This is a genomic window from Sphingopyxis witflariensis, from assembly GCF_002205635.1.
Lineage (GTDB): Bacteria > Pseudomonadota > Alphaproteobacteria > Sphingomonadales > Sphingomonadaceae > Sphingopyxis > Sphingopyxis witflariensis.
On sequence record NZ_NISJ01000003.1, the window covers coordinates 96,889 to 115,553 of the forward strand.

The 18,665-nt window shown below is 63.8% G+C and carries 24 protein-coding genes and 1 pseudogene; 16 read left to right on the top strand and 9 right to left on the bottom strand.

The genetic code is table 11. The annotated features are described in order from the left end of the window. Positions 1 to 55: 55 nt before the first annotated feature. The 5 genes from CDQ91_RS06950 to CDQ91_RS06980 all read right to left on the bottom strand — a co-directional run bounded on the left by CDQ91_RS06950 (position 56) and on the right by CDQ91_RS06980 (position 5,374). Positions 56 to 2,476, bottom strand: a complete 2,421-nt coding sequence (locus tag CDQ91_RS06950; protein ID WP_088472017.1) for a hypothetical protein — start codon at positions 2,474 to 2,476, stop codon at positions 56 to 58. Between the two features lie 269 nt (positions 2,477 to 2,745). After that, positions 2,746 to 2,937: a hypothetical protein gene (locus CDQ91_RS06955; RefSeq protein ID WP_088472018.1), complete on the bottom strand. Its 192-nt coding sequence runs from the start codon at positions 2,935 to 2,937 to the stop codon at positions 2,746 to 2,748. 609 nt (positions 2,938 to 3,546) lie between these two features. Next, positions 3,547 to 3,756: a hypothetical protein gene (locus tag CDQ91_RS06970; protein WP_088472021.1), complete on the bottom strand. Its 210-nt coding sequence runs from the start codon at positions 3,754 to 3,756 to the stop codon at positions 3,547 to 3,549. Between the two features lie 3 nt (positions 3,757 to 3,759). Next, entirely contained in the window at positions 3,760 to 4,506 is a 747-nt protein-coding gene (locus CDQ91_RS06975) for a hypothetical protein (protein WP_088472022.1), read from the bottom strand. Positions 4,507 to 5,026: 520 nt separating this feature from the next. Next, the gene (locus tag CDQ91_RS06980) at positions 5,027 to 5,374 is read right to left on the bottom strand and encodes a BRO-N domain-containing protein (protein ID WP_088472023.1); all 348 of its coding nucleotides are present in this window, start codon (positions 5,372 to 5,374) and stop codon (positions 5,027 to 5,029) included. 285 nt (positions 5,375 to 5,659) lie between these two features. On the opposite strand from CDQ91_RS06980, the gene CDQ91_RS06985 reads away from it, so the two are divergent. Continuing rightward, on the top strand, positions 5,660 to 6,430 hold the full coding sequence (locus CDQ91_RS06985; protein WP_088472024.1) for a DUF2971 domain-containing protein: 771 nt from the start codon (positions 5,660 to 5,662) through the stop codon (positions 6,428 to 6,430). Positions 6,431 to 6,444: 14 nt separating this feature from the next. On the opposite strand, the gene CDQ91_RS06990 is transcribed toward CDQ91_RS06985, so the two are convergent. The 4 genes and pseudogenes from CDQ91_RS06990 to CDQ91_RS07005 all read right to left on the bottom strand — a co-directional run. Then, positions 6,445 to 6,732, bottom strand: a complete 288-nt coding sequence (locus CDQ91_RS06990; RefSeq protein ID WP_088472025.1) for an antA/AntB antirepressor family protein — start codon at positions 6,730 to 6,732, stop codon at positions 6,445 to 6,447. Positions 6,733 to 6,756: 24 nt separating this feature from the next. Then, entirely contained in the window at positions 6,757 to 7,080 is a 324-nt protein-coding gene (locus CDQ91_RS06995; protein WP_088472026.1) for a hypothetical protein, read from the bottom strand. A 162-nt stretch (positions 7,081 to 7,242) separates the two neighbouring features. Beyond that, positions 7,243 to 8,826 (bottom strand): recombinase family protein, encoded by a 1,584-nt coding sequence (locus CDQ91_RS07000; RefSeq protein WP_088472027.1) that lies wholly within the window; start codon positions 8,824 to 8,826, stop codon positions 7,243 to 7,245. A gap of 83 nt (positions 8,827 to 8,909) precedes the next feature. After that, positions 8,910 to 9,545: pseudogene (locus tag CDQ91_RS07005) on the bottom strand (magnesium chelatase domain-containing protein); the annotation flags it as partial. 166 nt (positions 9,546 to 9,711) lie between these two features. Here CDQ91_RS07005 and CDQ91_RS07010 point away from each other — a divergent pair. From CDQ91_RS07010 to CDQ91_RS07080, 15 genes are all read left to right on the top strand, one after another. Beyond that, positions 9,712 to 10,383: a TetR/AcrR family transcriptional regulator gene (locus CDQ91_RS07010; protein ID WP_088472290.1), complete on the top strand. Its 672-nt coding sequence runs from the start codon at positions 9,712 to 9,714 to the stop codon at positions 10,381 to 10,383. 125 nt (positions 10,384 to 10,508) lie between these two features. Beyond that, a complete protein-coding gene (locus CDQ91_RS07015) occupies positions 10,509 to 10,943 on the top strand; it encodes a VOC family protein (RefSeq protein ID WP_088472029.1) in 435 nt (144 codons plus the stop codon). A gap of 26 nt (positions 10,944 to 10,969) precedes the next feature. Continuing rightward, positions 10,970 to 11,386 (top strand): DoxX family protein, encoded by a 417-nt coding sequence (locus tag CDQ91_RS07020; protein WP_088472030.1) that lies wholly within the window; start codon positions 10,970 to 10,972, stop codon positions 11,384 to 11,386. Beyond that, positions 11,383 to 11,601: a DUF4287 domain-containing protein gene (locus CDQ91_RS07025; protein ID WP_088472031.1), complete on the top strand. Its 219-nt coding sequence runs from the start codon at positions 11,383 to 11,385 to the stop codon at positions 11,599 to 11,601. The genes CDQ91_RS07020 and CDQ91_RS07025 overlap by 4 nt, the downstream gene beginning before the upstream one ends. A gap of 31 nt (positions 11,602 to 11,632) precedes the next feature. Further along, positions 11,633 to 12,592, top strand: a complete 960-nt coding sequence (locus CDQ91_RS07030; RefSeq protein WP_158213631.1) for an alpha/beta fold hydrolase — start codon at positions 11,633 to 11,635, stop codon at positions 12,590 to 12,592. A 33-nt stretch (positions 12,593 to 12,625) separates the two neighbouring features. Next, positions 12,626 to 13,297: a glutathione S-transferase family protein gene (locus CDQ91_RS07035; RefSeq protein ID WP_088472033.1), complete on the top strand. Its 672-nt coding sequence runs from the start codon at positions 12,626 to 12,628 to the stop codon at positions 13,295 to 13,297. Positions 13,298 to 13,318: 21 nt separating this feature from the next. After that, positions 13,319 to 14,038 carry a DUF1428 domain-containing protein gene (locus CDQ91_RS22125; protein ID WP_088472034.1) on the top strand — a complete coding sequence of 240 codons (720 nt, stop codon included), beginning with the start codon at positions 13,319 to 13,321 and terminating at the stop codon, positions 14,036 to 14,038. A gap of 11 nt (positions 14,039 to 14,049) precedes the next feature. Beyond that, positions 14,050 to 14,601: a GFA family protein gene (locus CDQ91_RS07045; RefSeq protein WP_088472035.1), complete on the top strand. Its 552-nt coding sequence runs from the start codon at positions 14,050 to 14,052 to the stop codon at positions 14,599 to 14,601. Next, positions 14,598 to 14,897 carry a DUF6958 family protein gene (locus CDQ91_RS07050; protein WP_088472036.1) on the top strand — a complete coding sequence of 100 codons (300 nt, stop codon included), beginning with the start codon at positions 14,598 to 14,600 and terminating at the stop codon, positions 14,895 to 14,897. The genes CDQ91_RS07045 and CDQ91_RS07050 overlap by 4 nt, the downstream gene beginning before the upstream one ends. A gap of 130 nt (positions 14,898 to 15,027) precedes the next feature. Continuing rightward, on the top strand, positions 15,028 to 15,744 hold the full coding sequence (locus CDQ91_RS07055; protein ID WP_088472037.1) for a DUF899 family protein: 717 nt from the start codon (positions 15,028 to 15,030) through the stop codon (positions 15,742 to 15,744). A 24-nt stretch (positions 15,745 to 15,768) separates the two neighbouring features. Further along, positions 15,769 to 16,566, top strand: a complete 798-nt coding sequence (locus CDQ91_RS07060; protein ID WP_088472038.1) for a VOC family protein — start codon at positions 15,769 to 15,771, stop codon at positions 16,564 to 16,566. A gap of 23 nt (positions 16,567 to 16,589) precedes the next feature. Then, complete coding sequence (locus tag CDQ91_RS07065) at positions 16,590 to 17,009, top strand: VOC family protein (RefSeq protein WP_088472039.1); 420 nt, start codon at positions 16,590 to 16,592, stop codon at positions 17,007 to 17,009. Then, entirely contained in the window at positions 17,006 to 17,503 is a 498-nt protein-coding gene (locus CDQ91_RS07070) for a VOC family protein (protein ID WP_162290833.1), read from the top strand. Before CDQ91_RS07065 ends, CDQ91_RS07070 begins: the two co-directional genes overlap by 4 nt. Beyond that, positions 17,490 to 17,939, top strand: coding sequence for a hypothetical protein (locus CDQ91_RS07075; RefSeq protein ID WP_088472041.1), 450 nt, complete (start codon positions 17,490 to 17,492; stop codon positions 17,937 to 17,939). Before CDQ91_RS07070 ends, CDQ91_RS07075 begins: the two co-directional genes overlap by 14 nt. Beyond that, entirely contained in the window at positions 17,939 to 18,592 is a 654-nt protein-coding gene (locus CDQ91_RS07080) for a glutathione S-transferase family protein (RefSeq protein WP_174688477.1), read from the top strand. The genes CDQ91_RS07075 and CDQ91_RS07080 overlap by 1 nt, the downstream gene beginning before the upstream one ends. Positions 18,593 to 18,665 lie beyond the last annotated feature (73 nt).

Here is an 18,665-nt window from a genome sequence, read left to right on the forward strand (position 1 = left end):
GACAGGAAGCCCCCTCGGCACCCCTCAGGGACACCGGCGGGGCTTCCTCACATTTCTACCAACGGTGGCCTGTCACATTTTCCCAGATATTGTTACCGGAGTGAGCCGCCTTTTCCCATTCCGACAGACCTTCGGCGGGCGATCCGGATGCCGCTCGACGCGGCCGTCGCAAACCGAACTCGGGTATTTTCCCCGTCAGCCATTCCCGCGCTTCGGCGGTTGCCTGATCCGGAGGAGTGCCGCGAGTGATGGCGCGCTGCGCCCGCTGTATAGCCTGATCGACGAACGAACTGGCCTTTGCCGCCTTAGCTTTTCGGCTGCTCGGTCGGGCGTCCCTAACGACAGCGTTGATGAACGCAGCGCGCCCTGGGCCGTCCATCATCTCCATCGCGTTGCGCGCCTGAGGGGTTTGCTCCCCGGCGTTCTCAAGGGCGCCGAGGGTCGGCGTCATCTCCGCCAGTGCCCTGCGGGCGACCTTGGGGGACAGTTTCGCCAGTTCATGCAACATCATGCTGCGTGCGTCTTCAGGCCTCCGTTTTCCGGTGTAGACCGGCGCCATAATGCGTGCCGTGACGGCTTCCACCTGCTCCTCCACCTCAACGGCCTCCGTTTCCCGCTGTTCGCGCGTGGCGCGGTCTGCCTCCGCCCGCTTCTGAGCCGCGTCGTCGCGCAACATGCGGTAGAGGGTGATAGCGTCCGGTTCGTCAATGTCCCCGCGTTCGGCGGAATCGGTAACGTCCTGCGATGTGATCGCGGCACCTTGGCCGAACACGCGCATCATCATGCCGTGAGCATTGTCGCTGCGCTGGTCCGCGCGCTTCTTATGCCAGTCCGCAATCGCGGTCTCCGTGAAGCTCCGGCGGATTTCCAGAAGGCTGTTACGCTCCTGCTGGGTCCACGCCAGCCCGCCCGTCATTACGGGCGCTGTGGCTGCACTGCGCGGCCCCTGAAGATACTGCTCTAGCGGGGAGAGGTCGCGACCCGGCGAGATGTAGGACGGATCGTCGGCGACGGGATCGACGGCAGCACCGTCCGCCGCTCCACCCACCACAGCGGCGATGCGGGCATATGCTTGCCCCACCGTCTTTCCGCCCCCGAAATACGTAGGGTTCTGGCGGACAATCTGGGCGCTCAGGATGTCGGCAACGGGAGAGTTGGCGGGCGCCTTCAGGAACCGGGGGCCGTCGCCGGAGCCGAGAACGTGCATGACATACATGTTCCCGTCGGTGATTGGCAGGCGGTTCGTAGCCAGCGCCGCTTCGTTGTCCGCTATCAGCGCGTCCATCAGCTTCTCTTGGATGCCGACATCAAACTTCTTGCTGTCCCATGCGTCCCGCGCTTGCGAGCTGGTGGCCCCGTAGACGCGCTTGTACAGCTGCTTGAAGGTACCTTCGACGAACTGGTAGCGCCCGCTGGCGGACGATCCCATGCCGTTGGTGGCCGTGTCATCACCGCCGCTTTCAGGGCCGCGTATCTTGGCCTTCAGGGCCGTTCGGGAATATGCGGGGGCCGCTGGGGCAGCTGGGGGCGCGACGTCCGATGCGGGGATGTCCACGGCCACAGGGCCGCGCATTGCGTCGATGGCCGTCTGGTCGGTCGAACCGCCGACACCAATCTCGAATCCACCCTCCAGCACGCTATCCAGCAGCTGGCGGGCGTCCACCTCGCGGTCCTGATCCTTCAAGGTCGAGACGATTTCAATCACGGTGTCTTTGATCGCGGCCCGCTTCACATTGTCGGGGATTGTCGGCGGTATCAGCGCGAGGGCTGCGGTGAAATCCACGGCCCCGAACTTCGACTGGTCGCGGATGTTCTTCGTGAAGTGCCCCAGCGCCTCGACGTTGAAGCGGTCTTCAATGCGCTTCGTGGCTTCCGCAGCGACGACGCCGCGCGTCTGGGTCATCTTCTCCCCGAGATAACGCATTGCACCGGGGGTAGCGAGGAAGTCCTGCAACTGCCCCGTCTCGTCATTGATGGCGAAGGCGCGGTATTTGTCGTTGAGGAACTGAGTGAACTCGTCCCGCCGCTCCTCTACTGTAAGCTGCTGCTGGTTCTCGACGAGGGCATTCAGTTCCTCATCCATCTCCAGTGCATAGTCGTGCCATGCCGAAGCCGTGCGACCGCGTGCGACTGAATCGGTATACGCCGCTGACTTGCGCGCCAACTCAGGATCGACATTATCGGCCGCCTGATCGGCCATACCGCGCGCCGCATTGGCGGATTCGTCCTTGGCGAACTTGTTGCCCGCGTAGGACTGGAAGTCTTTCGCGGCGTCCGTGACCATGCCGAGCGTCCGCATAAGGGCTTCGGCCCCGCCGACATCACCCCGACTGGCGGACCGCATGTCCCCCGAGGGTCGGAGTTCCGGCGCGCGGGTGTCCCGGCGGGCTGGTAGGATGGAGGCGCGGCGGTCCACCAGCCGCCCCCGCGATTGGTTCGCGGTGCGCTGGGTGACCTGCGATAGGTCCATTGCCATTGTCAGTATCTTTCGTTGCCCCAAGCGGGGCGGTGGATCGGGGACGCTCTCGGGGGCGCCGCATCGAAGGGCACATGATCGCGGCCATGGGGGTGGCTGCGGGTACATTGAGAGCGATCGAAGAGGATCGGCGGAACAATGCGGCCAGCACGGCACCCCCTACGGGGGGTAGCGCCGCGCGACGTGTAGCGTATCCCGCTTCGGATTTTTGCGCAGATACTAACGCCCCCTCAGGGGGCCATTAGGGAACCTGCGAGGCGCTCAGCGGGTTACTTGCCGCTGCCGCGTCCGCGCCCGTCTCGTCGGTTCGCGATCTTGCGGGCGAGAAGGGCGGGATTGGAGATGTGGTTGCTTGCCGTGGAGTAGGCAAAGCGGTCGCGGGCGCCTTTGCGGGTCAGTGCGAAGGCCGCTTCCGCAAATGGGAACTGCGTCATGATAAGTCCAATCAGGCTGTGCAGCATTGGGGCGTCATTTGCGTTGCCGGAGACGCCGCCGACGCGCCTCCTCGTCCGACTGCCGGAAGTGTTCGGCGGCCTTCCTGTGCGGCTCTGGAATGGGGCTTAAAGGCGCCTCATAGGTCGGATCGACCTGCGCCCCGTACTGGATCGCAAGCATACGCTCCGCGCTCTCTTCGGTGATCTGCCGAAATGCTATGCGGTCTTCCCGTGCCGCAGCTAGGCAAATGTGGCATCCTTCCGAAAGGCCGCAGGGGCGCTTCGGTGCCGGTTCGAAATCGGCGAGCGGCTTCACCGTCCGACATCGGGGGCAATGCCGGTGACCTTCCGGCGCCGAGACGTGCTTATACCGGGCCATCGGATTTCCTCTCGCGCGGCGTGGGCCGGATTGGGTGCAACGGGCAGTTGCTGCTGCAACAGTCGGCGACCTGTTCGCGCCATGAGCCGAGGCCCTTCGCAAACGGGTCATATATGCAGGATTTGCACTTGGCATTGATCGCGGCGCGCATGGACACGCGGGGTTTGGTAGTCATGTCATGGGGTTTCCTACTGGCGCGCGAAAGCACCCCGCCGGAGACCGGCAGGGCGCTAACGGGCTTATTCGGGTTGTCGAGGTTAAACGCGGGCGCCGTAATCGACCCGAACGAGACCACCGGGGAGTTCCATCACCTGCTCGCGAGTGCGGGCGGCGTAATCGGGACTGTCGGGGCCGTAAGGGTCAGCGTCGGGGACCGAAGGGTGTACGGCGGTCGAGATGTCATCCTCGACAGCGTGCCACGCCTTTTCGCCAGACGAGAGGCTGGCGGGTGTTTGCGGGTGCGTCATGGCTTAGCCGAGACCCCCACGCGCGCCCTTGACGAAGCCTGCGGCGAGATGATTGATCTTGTCCTCACGCGCATTGTGAACGGCGCGGGCTTTGGCTTCCTGCAAGATGGCGAACTGATCGCGCGACTTCTTCGTGTCGTCGATAGCCTTCTCCAGCGCCTTCCGCATCCGGCGCGAACCTTCGTCCCCTTCGATATGCAGGGCTTCCTGAGCGATCATCCCCAGCCGGTCCTCAAGGTGTCGGCGGCGTTCGCCCTGAATGCGATACCGCTTTTCGGCGGTCGGCTCGCCCGTCGTGGGGTCGATGGCGCCGGTTGTGAAGCCGTCGAACTGAGCGAGGTCCGCAAAAATGCGCTGCTGCTCTCGGTCGAGTTCCTGGAGCTTTCGGGCCTGCGCGAACATTTCGACCTGATAGGCGTTAGCGCCGACACCGGGGCCTTGATGGACCCGCACGTCGAGGGCGCGCTGCTTCATGGCCGCAAGGACCAGTTCGCCCTCGCGAGCGTCGCGGGCTGCGCCCGTAAGACCGCCCAACTGCGCGACGATCGGCTGGCGCATTTCCGGCGACAGGGACGAAAGCATCGGCTTGAACTCGGTCTGGCTGCCAACTTGCCGGGAAGCAGCTGCGGACCCGCTGGTGTCGCGGAGGTGGTCGAAGGAGATAATCTCATTTGCCAAGGCGTTGTCGTCGCCGAAGCCGTGGTCTTTGCCCGTGTAGGGGGCGGCATTGTCAGAAGTGTTGTCAGACATATTGGTGTAGCTTTCGCTGTTGGAAGATGCGGCGATATGCCGCGCGGAATGACCCCGAGGGGTCGGCATCCGGTTCTCACCGGAATAGGGCGCGCCAGCCCTCTGCCTCCCGCCCCTGACAAAAGACGAGGGGCGAAGGGCTGGCGCTACGGGAACTCGACCCGACCGCCGATCTAGCGGCAGGGAGTTCGACCGATCTGAAATGATGTGGAGGGTGCGGGAATGTCGCTGCCGTTGGGCGCGGTTTCATTCACCAGAAGTCCGGACTAATCCGCAGGCGCTACAGTGGATTCTGAGAGGCCACAGGGGCGTTAGCCCCCCTGCCTGCTACGTCGGTAGCGGCGGGGCCGTGTCGGCGCTGCGTGAGTCCGAAAGGGGCCTAAACGACGTCACGAGCGCGGACCCGTGGCCGATGGCCTTAGGTGCGCGCGCGGGATACGGCGGGACGGGTCGCAGGCCTTTCGCGTCCCGCGCGGCACGTTGGCGGTACTGCGGGGACGTTAAGGAACCGTGAGGGCGTTCAGGCGGCTGCCGCCTCGTAACGGCCGCTGATCATCGCCTCATTGACGCTCCAGACAAACGGCTCGGGGCCGTCCGGACGCTTCGCCCAGAAAGCGAGGTCGGCTAGGCCATCCCGATTGACGATGGCGGCAACGCGGGGACCGTGGGACGTCTCGATAATATGATGGTCTTTGGCGCTGGGACGGAGGCGCCGCATTGCCTCTTTGGTCACTGGCTTGCCGGGGCGCATGTAGATGTTGAGGATGCGGCAGAGGTCGGAAACCAGATACCACGGTTCGCCGTCCTTCATGACGATGCGAAGCGGATTGCCGTGATAGTCGAGGGTGAAGGTTTCAGTCGGTGCCATGGTGCTGGTTTCCTTGGTCAATGATCCGACAGAGGGCCAAGGGCTTACGCCCTCCCGCCCACTCCTGAAGGATGTAAGGGGTATGGTGGAGGAGGATGACCCATGGTCATCTTAAACGGCCCCCTTGGGTTGCCTTCAGAGGACCGGAAGGCCCTATAGGTAACCTTAGATATACCTGACCGGGGGGACCGAGGATCACTTCTCCAAGAGTCCTGACTAATTGCACCTATGGCCGAAACGGGTACATAATCAACGCTCTCCCCAAACCTGCACGGCGGACCCGAAATGAGAAACGATGGAACACTTCGTCTGTACAAATACCGGAATCTGCTCGGCGAGTTTGGTCGCGCGTCAATTGAGCAAGCCATTTCAGGAAATAAGCTCTTTTGGCAAAGCCCATCGAGTTTCAACGACCCCTTCGACTCTCTTCCGGTCTTGTACTTTGGAGACAACGAGTCGCAGCGCAAACAGTTTCGGGGGCGGGCCGCTGCTGCGGTGTACGGCGGACCGCGCGTTGAACGCAGGAAAAGAGAGCGGGAAATGCGAGCGGTGCCGCCGCTGCAGATGGAAAAAGCCCTAAGGGATCAATGGCCGCAATGGCTGAGAGACAGCGCAGCAACTTGTTTTTCAGAGGTGCCGGATCATCCGCTGATGTGGGGACATTATGCAGATAGCCACAAAGGCGTCTGTCTGATTTTCGACGAAATCGCGAACGACAAAATCCAATGGTTCGGTTTTCCAGTCGAATACAAGGAAGAAAGGCCGCGTGTGAACCTCACTAAGTTCAACAATCCAGAAATCATGATGTCTGCGCTTTTCCACAAGAGCGCGCACTGGTCATACGAACGTGAACATCGGATGATAGAGTGGGCCAAGCCGCCGGGGTATCGAGCGTTTCCCCCGCAAGCGCTTGTTGGGATAATTTTGGGAGCGAGTATTTCGGACGATGACGAAGCCTTTGTACGCGGCCTACTCGCTAAGCGGCCAGCGCTGGAAGTCTACAGGACAGCGATCGATGCTGTCGAGTTTAAGCTCAACATCATTCGCGAAGAATAAAGGCAAACATTGGCTTAGCTCGCCATCTTGGCTGCAGCCTTCTCGGCGGCGATGAAGTAGCGGCGGGTGGCATTGCCCTTGGGCGTGTTGCCAATCATCGCCATCTCTTTGGCGGTGTCGAGTGTGAGGAGGTAATCCTTGCGGGGGCGCCCCCCGGTGCTTTTGAACAGATTTGTTCGAAAGTCCTCCCCCTCCTCAAACCCGTAATCTCCAATGATGCGCGCCATCCACATGTGGAAAGGCGTTGAGACCCCCAGCCACTCGTGGAGAGCGCGGGCATCAACCTTGTGGTCTTCGGTGATGGGGAGGACGGCGGCGGCTTCGTGCTAAGGAGTGGTTGTTAAGCGGACCTCTACGACAGCCGCCACGGCTAGGTCGCGATGCCTCCGTTCGACGCCGTCGAGCATATCACTCAACAGCGCCATATCTGACCCAGTCGGGCGCGCTCGGATGATCGATCTGCTCAGTTCGGCCCACTTCTGTCTACAGGCAACCCATACGGCAATCCCGACCACGTCAGCCGTTTCCTTCACACTGGAAAGCCTCATCGCCTCACCGACAAGGCATGTGTTGAGCGCGGCAGATTCGGCGGACTGCTCGTCGGCCGCCTGCGGGAGCAATAGAGCGATCGAAAGGAGAATGTTCAGCATAGAGAACGCGGTATCGCCTAGGGTTGTTGAAGGCAACCCGCGCATGGCTGTCGAATAAGCCACCGTTTAGGCGTCGTTTGGGGCCGTGGAGGGGCATAAGGGGCGCGGGAGGGACTGGAATGCTCGCCGCGCACCTTGGCAATCCTGCGATTAGAAAAGACGTCACGCAGGCATCATCGCGTAGATTAGCTCCGTCGTCCCGCCCTGCCGCCATTCGAAAGATAGCCAGCCCGTGCGATAATCCACGGTGATGCCCGAGAAGAGCAGCCCCAGCGCGGCATTGATCTTGCCGAAGTCCAGCGGCTCGCCTTCCTCGACCTCGAAGGCCTCCACCAGCGCCTCCAGCCGAGAATGCACGAGGCCACCGTCTGCGACCGCGCGGGCCTGTTCAATGGATGCGAGAGACGACCGCAACGCCGACAGGCTAGCCTCGGCAGCTTGAACACGGGCCGACAGGGTGAGGGATGGCGTGTGGTCGAGCAACGCCGCCAGTTCGTCAAGGTGGTCCTCCGTACCCGAAATCTCACCGCGCACGCTGTAGGCTTCGCGGTCGAGTTCTGGCTGGCGGTCTCCGGCAGGCACGTCATCGATGAACTTGCGCCAGCCCGACGAGAGGGCGTCATGGACGGCGTCAATCGACACCGACACATAACCATGCGCCGCCGCCCCAGCCTTTGCCTTGGTGCAAACCAGCTTCGGCGCGCCCGCCTTCACACGGCTCCCTTTATAGACCCGCGTCATCGCCGCCCCGCATTCGGGGCACCGCGCCAGCCCAGCCAACATACTCTGGATAGCAGCACCGGCGGACCTGCCGCGCGCTCGGGCAATGCTTCCGTCCTTGATCGCCCGCACGGCGGTCCAATCCACAACCGATATTGCCGCCGGATAGAAGCCTGCTACCGGCTCCTCCATCACCCGCCGCTTCTTGCCGCTCCCATAATCGAGCCGTCCCGGCACCAGCGTGCCAATGACGGCGACGTTGCGGAGAATCTTCGACACGGTGGACCTGTGCCACATCTTCCCGCGCCCCATGACCGGCACGCCCTCCGTGTTCAGGGCTTGGGCGATGGCGTGTTCACCGGCGCCGCCGATGGTGTCGCGGTAGATACGACAGACGATGTCGGCGCGTTCGGGGACCAGCTGCCAGCCTTCAGGGGACCGGAAGAGCCACGCGGGGGCCATTGAGGTGTAGCTGGTGGCCTCACCTGCCGTGACCCGCCGCCGCTTCTCCTGCCACGCAGCCGCAACACGCCGCCCCTTGGTCTTGCTTTCCTCATGGGCACGCCACGACACCATCATGCCGATCATGAGCGCGGTCGGATCGCTGTCGAGCCGAACGGCATCATATTCTTGCCCGTCGTTAAGCGTGACCACGGTCACCCCGGCATCAACAATGTCATTCATGATCGACTGCACGCGGCGCGGCGTCATGCGTGATATGCGGTCGAGGCTCTCCACGAGAAGATAGGAGCCGAAGGCAATCAATCCCTCCCGGCAAGCATGGAGGAAGCCGCCGAGGCCGCTATCTGCATCAGCGTTTGCGCCACGGTAGGCCGAGACGCCGAGGTCATTGAGGCGCAAACGCTCATCAAGGATGAGGCCCTTTGCCTCTGCCCACTTGCGAGCCGCTTCCGTTTGGCGTCGGTGGCTGTCGCCCTGCGCTTGTTCGGGGGTGCTGAAGCGGGTGTAGCTGTAGACCTTCGGGGGCGCCGTGAGGGCACCGGAAGAGGTAGCAAGTTGCAGCATGGTGACGAGTTCCTTTGAAATCCGGCGCGTTTCCTACGCCAGAAGTCCGGAGTTATTCCGGGTCTCGTCGTTCCCTATTGGAAGAGATTATGCCCGCCAGCGGCGGCGATTTCGAGCGCGCGCTTCGCGGTCTCCTGCCCCTTTACCTGCGCGAGGTCGACCCCGCGCGGCGGCACCTCGACTACACCCGGCACCGGCGGCGCGAGCAGCGCCGTGCCCCGGAAATGGTTGAGGAGCGAGAGGAGATCGGGCGCCGCGAGCACCTCGACATTCCCCGCCCACGCCGCTTCAGGCCCTTGGGCAACCGGGCAGACAAGCCCGCGATCCTGGCTGCCCGCATGGATCGCGGCGAGCAGCACGCCGGGCGATGGCGCGACGCGGCCGTCGAGGCCGAGTTCGCCGACGACGACATAAGAACCGAGCGTCTCGGGATCGACCACCCCCATCGCACCGAGCAGCGCAAGCGCGATCGGGAGATCATAATGCGAGCCCTCCTTCGGCAAGTCGGCGGGCGACAGGTTGACGGTGATGATCTTCGGCGGGAGCGACAGCCCGATCGCCGCGATCGCGGCGCGAACGCGCTCGCGGCTTTCGCCGACCGCCTTGTCAGGCAGGCCGACGATGACGAAGCGCGGCAGGCCCGGCGTGACCTGACACGGCACCTCGACCCCGCGGGCTTCGAGCCCGAGATAGGCGACGGTGGAAACGATCGCGACCATGGCACCCCCCAGAAGCGGCACACGATGTGCCCGCTTTGTTCCCCGCGCCTTTTTAGGCCAAGCAACGGGAAGGTCGAGTCTTTTCGCTACTTCCCTATCCTCGCGCCCTTCGCGGATAAGGTCGCAGGATTTGACAACATACCAACTAGTCGGTATGGCGATTCGCATGAACCCGAATCAGCCCTCCTCCGGCACCACGCCGCCCGCCGCCAGCGCACCGCCTTCGGGCCGCGCGGCGCGGGGGAGTGCGCGCGCGGCGTTGATCGCGGCGGCGCATCAGACGGTGCGCAAGCAGGGCTATGCCGCGACGACGGTCGATCAGATTTGCGCCGCGGCGGGGGTCACCAAGGGCGCCTTCTTCCACCATTTCGCATCGAAAGAGGCGCTGGCGGTCGCAGCGGCCGAGGCATGGACCGAACGCGCGCGGCCGATGTTCGAAATGCCGCCGCACACCAGGCTCGACGATCCACTCGAGCGCCTGCTCGGCCATATCGATTTCCGCTTTGCGATGCTCGACGGGCCGGTCGAGGAATTTACCTGCTTCGTCGGCACGATGGTGCAGGAAGCCTTTGCGACGAGCGATGCGATCCGGCTGGCGTGCGAGGCGAGCATCAACGCCTATTGCAACGCGCTGACCCCAGATATCGAAGCGGCGATGGCGCGTCACGGCACGCCTGAGGGCGTCACCGCGCTCGGCCTTGCGCAACATATTCAGTCGGTTTTGCAGGGAAGCTTCATTCTGGCGAAAACGACGAACGATCCGGCGATTGCGCGGGAAAGCGTCACCCATTTGAAGCGTTATGTCCGGATGCTGTTCGGCCGGCGAGACGCGGCGTGAAACACCCCGCTCCCACCCCCGATGTCCGCACCGATACGGACCAGGTCACCCCGGCGGATCAGAGCCGCCACGACTAAATCCGGGCGACGCCGAAGCCCGCCCGGGCAATTTTAAGGAGAGAGAAGATGCCCCAGATGATTTTCGTGAACCTGCCGGTCACCGACCTGCCCAAATCAAAAGCCTTTTACGAAGCGGTCGGCGCGGTGAACAACCCCGCCTTCACTGACGACACCGCCGCCTGCATGGTGGTCGCCGAAGGGTCGATCCATGTCATGCTGCTGACCCATGAAAAATGGGCGACCTTCACGTCAAAGGCGATCCCCGACGCGCACACCACCGCGCAGGTCCTGCTCTGCGTGTCGGCCGACAGCCGCGACGCGGTCGACGGACAGGTCGACAAGGCGGTCAAGGCCGGCGGCAAGGCCGACCCGACCCCGACGCAGGATTTCGGCTTCATGTACGGCCGCAGCTTCGAGGATCCCGATGGCCATATCTGGGAAGTGATGTGGATGGACCCCGCCGCGATCCCCGCCGGCGAACCCGCGGAAGCGGCAGCCTGACCACAACATAAGGGAGGAGGAAGAGGATGACAGACCAGCAACCCACCAAGGGCCAGTTGATCACCGGCTGCATATTGAGCGGCCTCGTGATCCTCTTCCTCCTCTTTGACGCTGGGCTCAAGCTCGTGGCGCCCGAGGTCGCGATCAAATATACCCCGCCCAGCCTCGGATGGCCGCTCGACGTCCCGACGATGACCATGCTCGCGGTCCTGCTGCTGATCCCGACCCTGCTTTATATCTGGCCGCGCACGAGCATCCTCGGCGCAATCCTGATCACCGGCTATCTTGGCGGAGCGATTGCGACCCATGTCCGCATCAATAGTCCGCTGTTCAGCCACTGCCTGTTCGGCGTCTATCTGGGCCTGATGCTGTGGGGCGGCCTGTGGCTGCGTGACCCCAGGGTCCGCGCGCTGATCCCGCTTCGGTCGGGAGCAAAGCCATGAGCTTTCAGGCCTATATCGACAATGTCGAGGCAAAGACCGGCAAATCGGCGGAGGCGCTGAAGGCCATCGCGATCGACAAGGGCCTCGCCGACGAAGCCGGCCTCGCCCCCGGCATCAAGGCTGGCGCCATCATCGACTGGCTGAAGGCCGATTACGACCTTGGTCATGGCCACGCGATGTCGATCGTCGCGTGGATCAAAGGCAAGCGGTCCTAGATTCCGTCTCTCCATCAACAGGAATAGTTTGATGACCTATCGCTTTTCCCCGTCGCAGCTTGGCAGCGCCTTTGCGCTGATCGCCTTCGCGACCGCCATGTCCGCCCTGCCCCAACCCGCGCAGGCGCAAGCCCCCGCCACGAGCCAGCCCGCCAGCCCCGCCGCCCGAAACGGCCATGTCGATGTCGCGGGCGCGGCGATCCATTATCAGGTCCACGGCGACCTGACCTCCGGCCGCACTCCGCTGCTCGTCCTCCACGGCGCCTTCATGTCCGCCGACGCGATGAAGCCGCTGGTCGATCCCTTCGTCGCCGGGCGTCCGGTGATCGCGATCGATGCGCGCGGCCACGGCCGGTCGGGAGGGGTCGACGGGCCGCTGAGCTATGACCGCATGGCCGACGACGCCGCCGCAGTGCTTGCGAAACTCGGCGTGAAACAGGCCGATGTCCTCGGCTATTCGATGGGCGCATCGACCGCGGTCGCCCTCGCCGTCCGCCACCCGGACAAGGTCGGCAAACAGGTCATATTGTCGGGGACATCGAACCTCGGCGGCTGGTATCCCGAAGTGCTGGCGGGGATCGCGCAGATCACCCCCACGATGTTCGCCGGAAGCCCGATGGAGGCGGAGTATAAGCGCCTGTCGCCGGCACCTGCGAAATTCGCGAAGCTGATCGACAATATCAAGGCGCTCGACGCGACGCCCTTCGGCTGGCCCGACGCTGCGATCCGCGCGATTCCCGGCAAGACGATGGTGATCATCGGCGATGCCGACGGCGTCACGCTCGACCATGCGATCGCGCTGTTCAAGCTGCGCGGCGGGGGCGATGTCGCGGCGGCGACACAGGGCTTTCTGACCGCTGCACCCAAGGCACGGCTCGCGATCCTGCCCGCAACCTCGCACATCGGGATCATGACCGAAGCGCCCGCAGTCGCCGCGATGGTGACGGCCTTCCTCGACGACAAGGTGCCGCCGATGCCCGCGGGTTTCTAGACCGCCCCAACGATCAAGAGAGAGGAGAATATCATGCCCGTCAACCCGAACGCTGCGGTGGAGATTACCGCTTTCGACTGGGTGCCCGAATTCGCGCGCGGCCATGTCCGCGACCTGCGCCCGCGCTGGGCGTGCGAAGAGCTGGGCCTCGACTATGCCGAGCATCTGATCAGCGCGATCAACCGCCCCGCCGACCATTTCCTGTTCCAGCCATGGGGTCAGGTTCCCGTGCTCAACGACGATGGCGTCCGGCTGTTCGAAAGCGGAGCGATCCTGCTTCACCTCGCCGAAAAGGATGCGCGGTTGATGCCGCGCGATGCGCAGGGACGGGCCAGTACCCTCGCATGGATCTTCGCCGCCTATAACAGCGTCGAGCCGATGCTGTTCGAGCTGAACAATGTCGATATTTTCGCGCGTGGCGAGGAATGGGCGAAACTGCGCCGCCCCAGCCTGATCGAATTTATTCAGGGCCGGCTCGGCCGCCTCAACGATGCGATGGGCGACAAACATTATCTGGTCGGCGACTTCACCGCCGCCGACATCGCGATGGCGTCGGTCCTGCGCGAAGGCGTCGAGGCCGGACTGATCGCCGAGCAGCCGCGGTTGCAGGCCTATCTCGACCGCTGCCTCGCGCGCCCGGCGTTCCAGAAAGCATTGGCGGCCCAGCTGGCCGCCTTCAGCGAAGAAGCGGGACCACCCGCCTGATCCCCCCGAAGGAGAGAGACGATGACCTATGTAGAAGGATTTGTCGTGGCGGTGCCGACCGCCAACAAGGAAGCCTATCGCAAGCATGCCGCCGACGCCGCCCATCTGTTCAAGGAATTTGGTGTGGCGCGGATGGTCGAATGTTGGGGCGACGATGTTCCCGACGGCAAGGTGAATGATTTCAAAGGCGCGGTGCAGGCCGGGCCCGACGAGACCGTCGTGTTCAGCTGGTTCGAATATCCCGACAAGGCGACCCGCGACGCCGCGAACCAGAAGATGATGAGCGACCCGCGGATGGCGGCGATGGGCGGAGATATGCCCTTCGACGGCAAGCGGATGATCATCGGCGGTTTCGATTCGATCGTCGACGATCAGGGCGAAGGCCAGACCGGCTATGTCGACGGTTATATCGTGCCCGTCCCCGACGGCAACAAGGAGGCCTATCGCGCGCTGGCGAAAAAGGCGTCGGCCGTGTTCCTCGAATATGGCGCAACGCGCGTGGTCGAGGCGTGGGGCGACGATGTCCCCGACGGCAAGGTCACCGACTATAGCCGCGCGGCGCACAAGAAGGACGGCGAGCAGATCGTCTACAGCTGGGTCGAATGGCCGGACAAGGAAACGCGCACGGCGGGCTGGGAAAAGATGATGGCCGACGAGCGGATGAAGCCCGATCCCGACAACACGCCGTTCGATGGTGCGCGGATGATCTATGGCGGCTTCGCCCCGATCGTCGAAGCCTGACGGCGCGCCCGATGACCGGCGTGCATCAACCCGAAAAGCGCACCGCGTCGTGCCAATGCGGCGCGGTGACACTGGAGCTGACGGGCAAGCCGATCGCGGCGGCGACCTGCTATTGCCATAGCTGCCAGCAGGCGGGGCAAGCGTTCGGCGCACTGCCCGGTGCGCCGGGAGTGCTGGACAATGACGGCGGGACGGCGTTCGTCCTTGCGCGCAAGGATCGCGTCGTGTGGCTGTCGGGGTCGGAGCAGCTGGGCGAGCATCGGCTGACCCCCGACGCGCCGACGCGGCGTTTTGTGTCGCGCTGTTGCAACTCGCCCATCTGTCTCGAGTTTACCAAGGGACATTGGCTGAGCGTCTATTCGGGCCGCATCGCCGAGCCGGACCGGCCGCGGGTCGAGATGCGGACGATGGTGAGCGATCGGCGCGAGGGCGTCGAACTGCCGGACGATGTGCCCAATTATGCCACCCATTCGGGCAAGTTCATGTGGCGGTTGCTGACGGCGTGGGTCGCGATGGGATTTCGCGCCCCGCCGATCGAAGCGACGAAGGGATTTCAGCGATGAGTGCAGTCATCGAACGCGTCGAAATGCACAATATCATGAGCCCCGGCCATGTCGTGCGCGTCGACAAGGCCAAATATGATGCGATGAAACATGCGCTGCTGGCGGTGGTGCCCAGGGCGGAACCCGGGCTGACCGTCGCGGAAATCAAGGCGGGCGTGCTGCCCTTGCTGCCCGAGGATTTGTTCCCCGGCGGCGCGAAAGCGGGATGGTGGCTGAAGGGCGTCCAGCTCGACCTCGAGGCCAAGGGCGTGATCGCCCGCGAGAATAGCAAACCGCTGCGATTGCACCGGCTGTGACGGGTGATCGCTGGCAATTTTTGGATCGTCACCCTGAACTTGATTCAGGGTCCATGGTCTGAGGCCGCGAATTCAGACCATGAATGCTGAAACAAGTTCAGCATGACGAAAATATTCGGGAGATAATGACATGGAATATCTGTCCTTCCCTAATGAAAGCGCCGCCTATCGCGCGGCGCGGATCGAGCTGCTGAACGACGAAATCGCGCTGCGCCGACAGATCGAGGCGGTCGCCGCAAAGCGCCGCGCACTACCGCCCGGCGGCGAAATCGCGGAAGATTACACCTTCGAGCGCATCGGGGCGCATCAGCGGCGCGAGCCGGTGAAGCTGTCCGAACTGTTCGGCACCCGCCCCAGCATCATCCTCTACAGCTTCATGTTCGGGGCCGACCGCGATACGCCCTGCCCCGGCTGCACCCATATGCTCGACGCGATCGACGGCAGCGCGCGGCACGTCGGCCAGCGCGCACCGCTCTATATCGTCGCCAAGTCGCCGATCGCGCGGCTGGAGGCGTGGGCGCGCGAGCGGCGCTGGCCGCACCTGAGCTTCCTGTCCGATGGCGAGGGCCGCTATTCGGCCGATTATTATGGTGACACCCGCCGGCTGACCGACGCCAAGCGCGCCGAACGCGGGATGAAGCCGAGCGAGAATTGGGACGAGACGATCTTCAACGTCTTTCACCAGACGGATGGCCGCGTCCGCCATGTCTGGGCGAGCGAGATGGCCTATGGGCCAGAGGATCCGGGCCAGCACCACCGCGCCGGCGACCTCGTCGATCCTTTGTGGGGACTGCTCGATATGACCCCCGAGGGGCGCGGCAGCTGGTTCCCCAGCCTCAGCTATTGAATCAAAATGTCGAGGAGAGAGACGATGACCAAGGCAGCCAATTTCATCTGGTACGAACTGATGACGAGCGATCCCGCGGGCGCCGCGGCCTTTTACGGCGCCGTCGTCGGCTGGAACATTCCCTCGCATGGTGAAGCCACCGCAGGCGGCGTCGATTATCGGATGATCATGCGCAGCGACGGCGGCAACGCCGGGGGCGTGCTGGCGCTCAATGCCGACATGCTCGCGGGCGGGGCGCGGCCGTGCTGGCTCGGCTATCTCGAGGTCGCCGACGTCGATGCGGCCATCATCGCGATCAAGGCCGATGGCGGCGCGGTGCAGATGCCCGCGACCGACCTGCCCGTCGGGCGGATCGCGATGGTGTCGGACCCGCAGGGCGCGCCCTTCTATATCATGGACCCGATCCCGCCCGCGGGTGTGGAGAAGGGCGAAAGCGACGTCTTCTCGGTCACCGAGGCACAGCATGTCCGCTGGAACGAGCTGGCGACGAGCGACCCCGATGGCGCGATCGCTTTCTACACAAAGCACTTCGGCTGGGGGCAGGAAGGCGAAATGGATATGGGCGAAATGGGCGCCTATCGCTTCATCCAGCGCGGCGACGTCGGGATTGGCGCGGTGATGCCGCTGATGGAGGGCATGCCGGTATCGGCGTGGTCCTATTATATCGGCGTCGATGACATCGACCGCGCGCTGACCGCGGTTCGCGCCAATGGCGGCACCGTCACCAACGAACCGATGGAAATCCCCGGCGGCGAATTTGCGATGAACGCCATCGATCCGCAGGGCGCCGCGGTCGGCTTCGTCGGGCCACGCAAAGCCTAAAATATAAGCGAAGGAGAGAGACGATGGCACAACCCGATCAAGGCCCGACCGGCGGCCTGACCCCGCATATCGCAATTGCCGACAAGCGCGCGAGCGAGGCGATCGATTTCTATATCAAGGCATTCGGCGCGGTCGAACAGGTGCGGGTGCCCGCCGACGACGGCGTGCGGCTGATGCACGCAACCCTCCACATCAACGGCGCCTCGCTGATGATGCACGACGAATTTCCCGAATATGTCAGCGAGCCCTCGGGCAAGCCCAACGGGGTGACGCTGCATCTGAAGGTCGACGACACCGACGCCTGGTTCCAGCGCGCGGTCGATGCCGGCGCCACCGCGGTGATGGGTCCCGAGGATATGTTCTGGGGCGACCGCTATGCGCAGGTCAAAGACCCTTTCGGCCATCTCTGGTCGATCGGCACCCCCCTCAAAGGAGAAGGATGATGACCAAAGCAACCCTCTGCCTCTGGTATGACAAGGACGCCGAAGAGGCCGCGAATTTCTATGCCGCGACCTTCCCCGACAGCCATGTCGGCGCCGCGCACCGCGCCCCCGCCGACAATCCGAGCAGCCCCGAAGGCGCGGTACTCACGGTCGAGTTCACCGTCCTCGGTTTCCCGTGCATCGGCCTCAACGGCGGATCGACCTTCAAACATAGCGAGGCCTTTTCCTTCCAGATCGACACCAGGGATCAGGAAGAAACCGACCGCTACTGGAACGCGATCGTCGGCAATGGCGGACAGGAAAGCATGTGCGGCTGGTGCAAGGATAAATGGGGGATTTCGTGGCAGATCACCCCGCGCGCGCTGACCGAAGTGATGACGGGTGGCGACAAGGCCGCCGCCAAGCGCGCGTTCGAGGCGATGATGACGATGAAGAAGATCGACGTTGCGACGATCGAAGCCGCGATCCGGGGCGAAGAAGTTGGCGCGGCGTAATCCCGCCCTCGACGCCTGGCTGCTCTGCGGCACGCTCGACATCGCCTATGCGGCGGCGGTCAGCGTGGCGCAGGGCGGCACTGTCTCGTCCATGCTCCATGCGGTCGCGAGCGGGCCGTTCGGCGACGGTGCGCGGACGTGGGGCTTCGGCGGCGACGTCGCCGGGCTCGCGACCCATTTCGCGATCATGGGCGTGATGATATGGGCCTTTGTCGCGACGCGGGGCCGCTGGCCTGTGGCATGGCCATGGTGGCTCGTCGGCACCATCTATGGTCTCATCCTCTATCTGGTGATGAACGCATTCGTCCTGCCGCTGCGCTTTGGATCGCCCTTCCCCCCGACCGACATGATCAAGGGCGCGATCGCGCTCTTTCCCCATATTTTCTTCGTCGGGCTGCCGCTCGGCTGGATGTTCAAACGCAAGGATGCGCGCTGATGCTGATTTTCTATGGCCACCCCTTTTCGTCCTACAGCTGGAAGGCGCAGATCGCGCTTTATGAAAAGGGGCTCGATTTCGAATATCGCAACGTCGACCCCGAATTTCCGGCGCATGCCAAAGAGCTCTACGCGCTGTGGCCGGCGGGCAAATTCCCGCTGCTCGTCGATGGCGACAAAACATGGTTCGAGACGTCGATCGTCGTCGAATATCTCGACCGCGTGCAGCCCGAACCGCGAATGATCCCCGAGGACGCCGATGCCGCGCTGAAGGTGCGGCAGATGGACCGCGTCTTCGACCTCCATGTCATGGCGGTGGTGCAGGATATTGTGAACGACCGCATCCGCGGCCCCGAAGGCCATGCGCCGATGATCGTCGAAAAAGCGAAGGCCGGGCTCGACACGATTTACGCCTGGCTCGACAAGGAACTGGCGGGCGATGGCTGGGCAACCCCGGCGGGCTTTACGCTGGCCGATTGCGCCGCGGCGCCGTCGCTCTTCTACGCCGACTGGGTGCATGAAATTCCGGCGCATTATGAAAATCTGCGCGCCTATCGCGCGCGTCTGCTCGCCCGGCCGTCGGTCGTACGCGCGGTCGATGGCGGACGGCCGTATCGCAGCTATTTCCCCGGCGGCGCCCCCGACCGCGACTGAAGACAATGTGGCCCGCCCCTTCCCCGGCCCCGGCCGGGGAACCTCCTCCCTGCAACAGAGTTAACATCCCGCT

Coding starts and splice junctions, on each gene's coding strand:
- CDQ91_RS07015 (WP_088472029.1), top strand. CDS start 10,509: ATGCCCCAGATGATTTTCGTGAACCTGCCGGTCACCGACCTGCCCAAA.
- CDQ91_RS06975 (WP_088472022.1), bottom strand. CDS start 4,506: ATGTCTGACAACACTTCTGACAATGCCGCCCCCTACACGGGCAAAGAC.
- CDQ91_RS06950 (WP_088472017.1), bottom strand. CDS start 2,476: ATGGCAATGGACCTATCGCAGGTCACCCAGCGCACCGCGAACCAATCG.
- CDQ91_RS06995 (WP_088472026.1), bottom strand. CDS start 7,080: ATGCTGAACATTCTCCTTTCGATCGCTCTATTGCTCCCGCAGGCGGCC.
- CDQ91_RS22125 (WP_088472034.1), top strand. CDS start 13,319: ATGACCTATGTAGAAGGATTTGTCGTGGCGGTGCCGACCGCCAACAAG.
- CDQ91_RS07070 (WP_162290833.1), top strand. CDS start 17,006: ATGATGACCAAAGCAACCCTCTGCCTCTGGTATGACAAGGACGCCGAA.
- CDQ91_RS07060 (WP_088472038.1), top strand. CDS start 15,769: ATGACCAAGGCAGCCAATTTCATCTGGTACGAACTGATGACGAGCGAT.
- CDQ91_RS07020 (WP_088472030.1), top strand. CDS start 10,970: ATGACAGACCAGCAACCCACCAAGGGCCAGTTGATCACCGGCTGCATA.
- CDQ91_RS06955 (WP_088472018.1), bottom strand. CDS start 2,937: ATGCTGCACAGCCTGATTGGACTTATCATGACGCAGTTCCCATTTGCG.
- CDQ91_RS07065 (WP_088472039.1), top strand. CDS start 16,590: ATGGCACAACCCGATCAAGGCCCGACCGGCGGCCTGACCCCGCATATC.
- CDQ91_RS07030 (WP_158213631.1), top strand. CDS start 11,633: ATGACCTATCGCTTTTCCCCGTCGCAGCTTGGCAGCGCCTTTGCGCTG.
- CDQ91_RS07000 (WP_088472027.1), bottom strand. CDS start 8,826: ATGCTGCAACTTGCTACCTCTTCCGGTGCCCTCACGGCGCCCCCGAAG.
- CDQ91_RS07010 (WP_088472290.1), top strand. CDS start 9,712: ATGAACCCGAATCAGCCCTCCTCCGGCACCACGCCGCCCGCCGCCAGC.
- CDQ91_RS07080 (WP_174688477.1), top strand. CDS start 17,939: ATGCTGATTTTCTATGGCCACCCCTTTTCGTCCTACAGCTGGAAGGCG.
- CDQ91_RS07050 (WP_088472036.1), top strand. CDS start 14,598: ATGAGTGCAGTCATCGAACGCGTCGAAATGCACAATATCATGAGCCCC.
- CDQ91_RS07045 (WP_088472035.1), top strand. CDS start 14,050: ATGACCGGCGTGCATCAACCCGAAAAGCGCACCGCGTCGTGCCAATGC.
- CDQ91_RS06985 (WP_088472024.1), top strand. CDS start 5,660: ATGAGAAACGATGGAACACTTCGTCTGTACAAATACCGGAATCTGCTC.
- CDQ91_RS07035 (WP_088472033.1), top strand. CDS start 12,626: ATGCCCGTCAACCCGAACGCTGCGGTGGAGATTACCGCTTTCGACTGG.
- CDQ91_RS06970 (WP_088472021.1), bottom strand. CDS start 3,756: ATGACGCACCCGCAAACACCCGCCAGCCTCTCGTCTGGCGAAAAGGCG.
- CDQ91_RS07055 (WP_088472037.1), top strand. CDS start 15,028: ATGGAATATCTGTCCTTCCCTAATGAAAGCGCCGCCTATCGCGCGGCG.
- CDQ91_RS06980 (WP_088472023.1), bottom strand. CDS start 5,374: ATGGCACCGACTGAAACCTTCACCCTCGACTATCACGGCAATCCGCTT.
- CDQ91_RS07025 (WP_088472031.1), top strand. CDS start 11,383: ATGAGCTTTCAGGCCTATATCGACAATGTCGAGGCAAAGACCGGCAAA.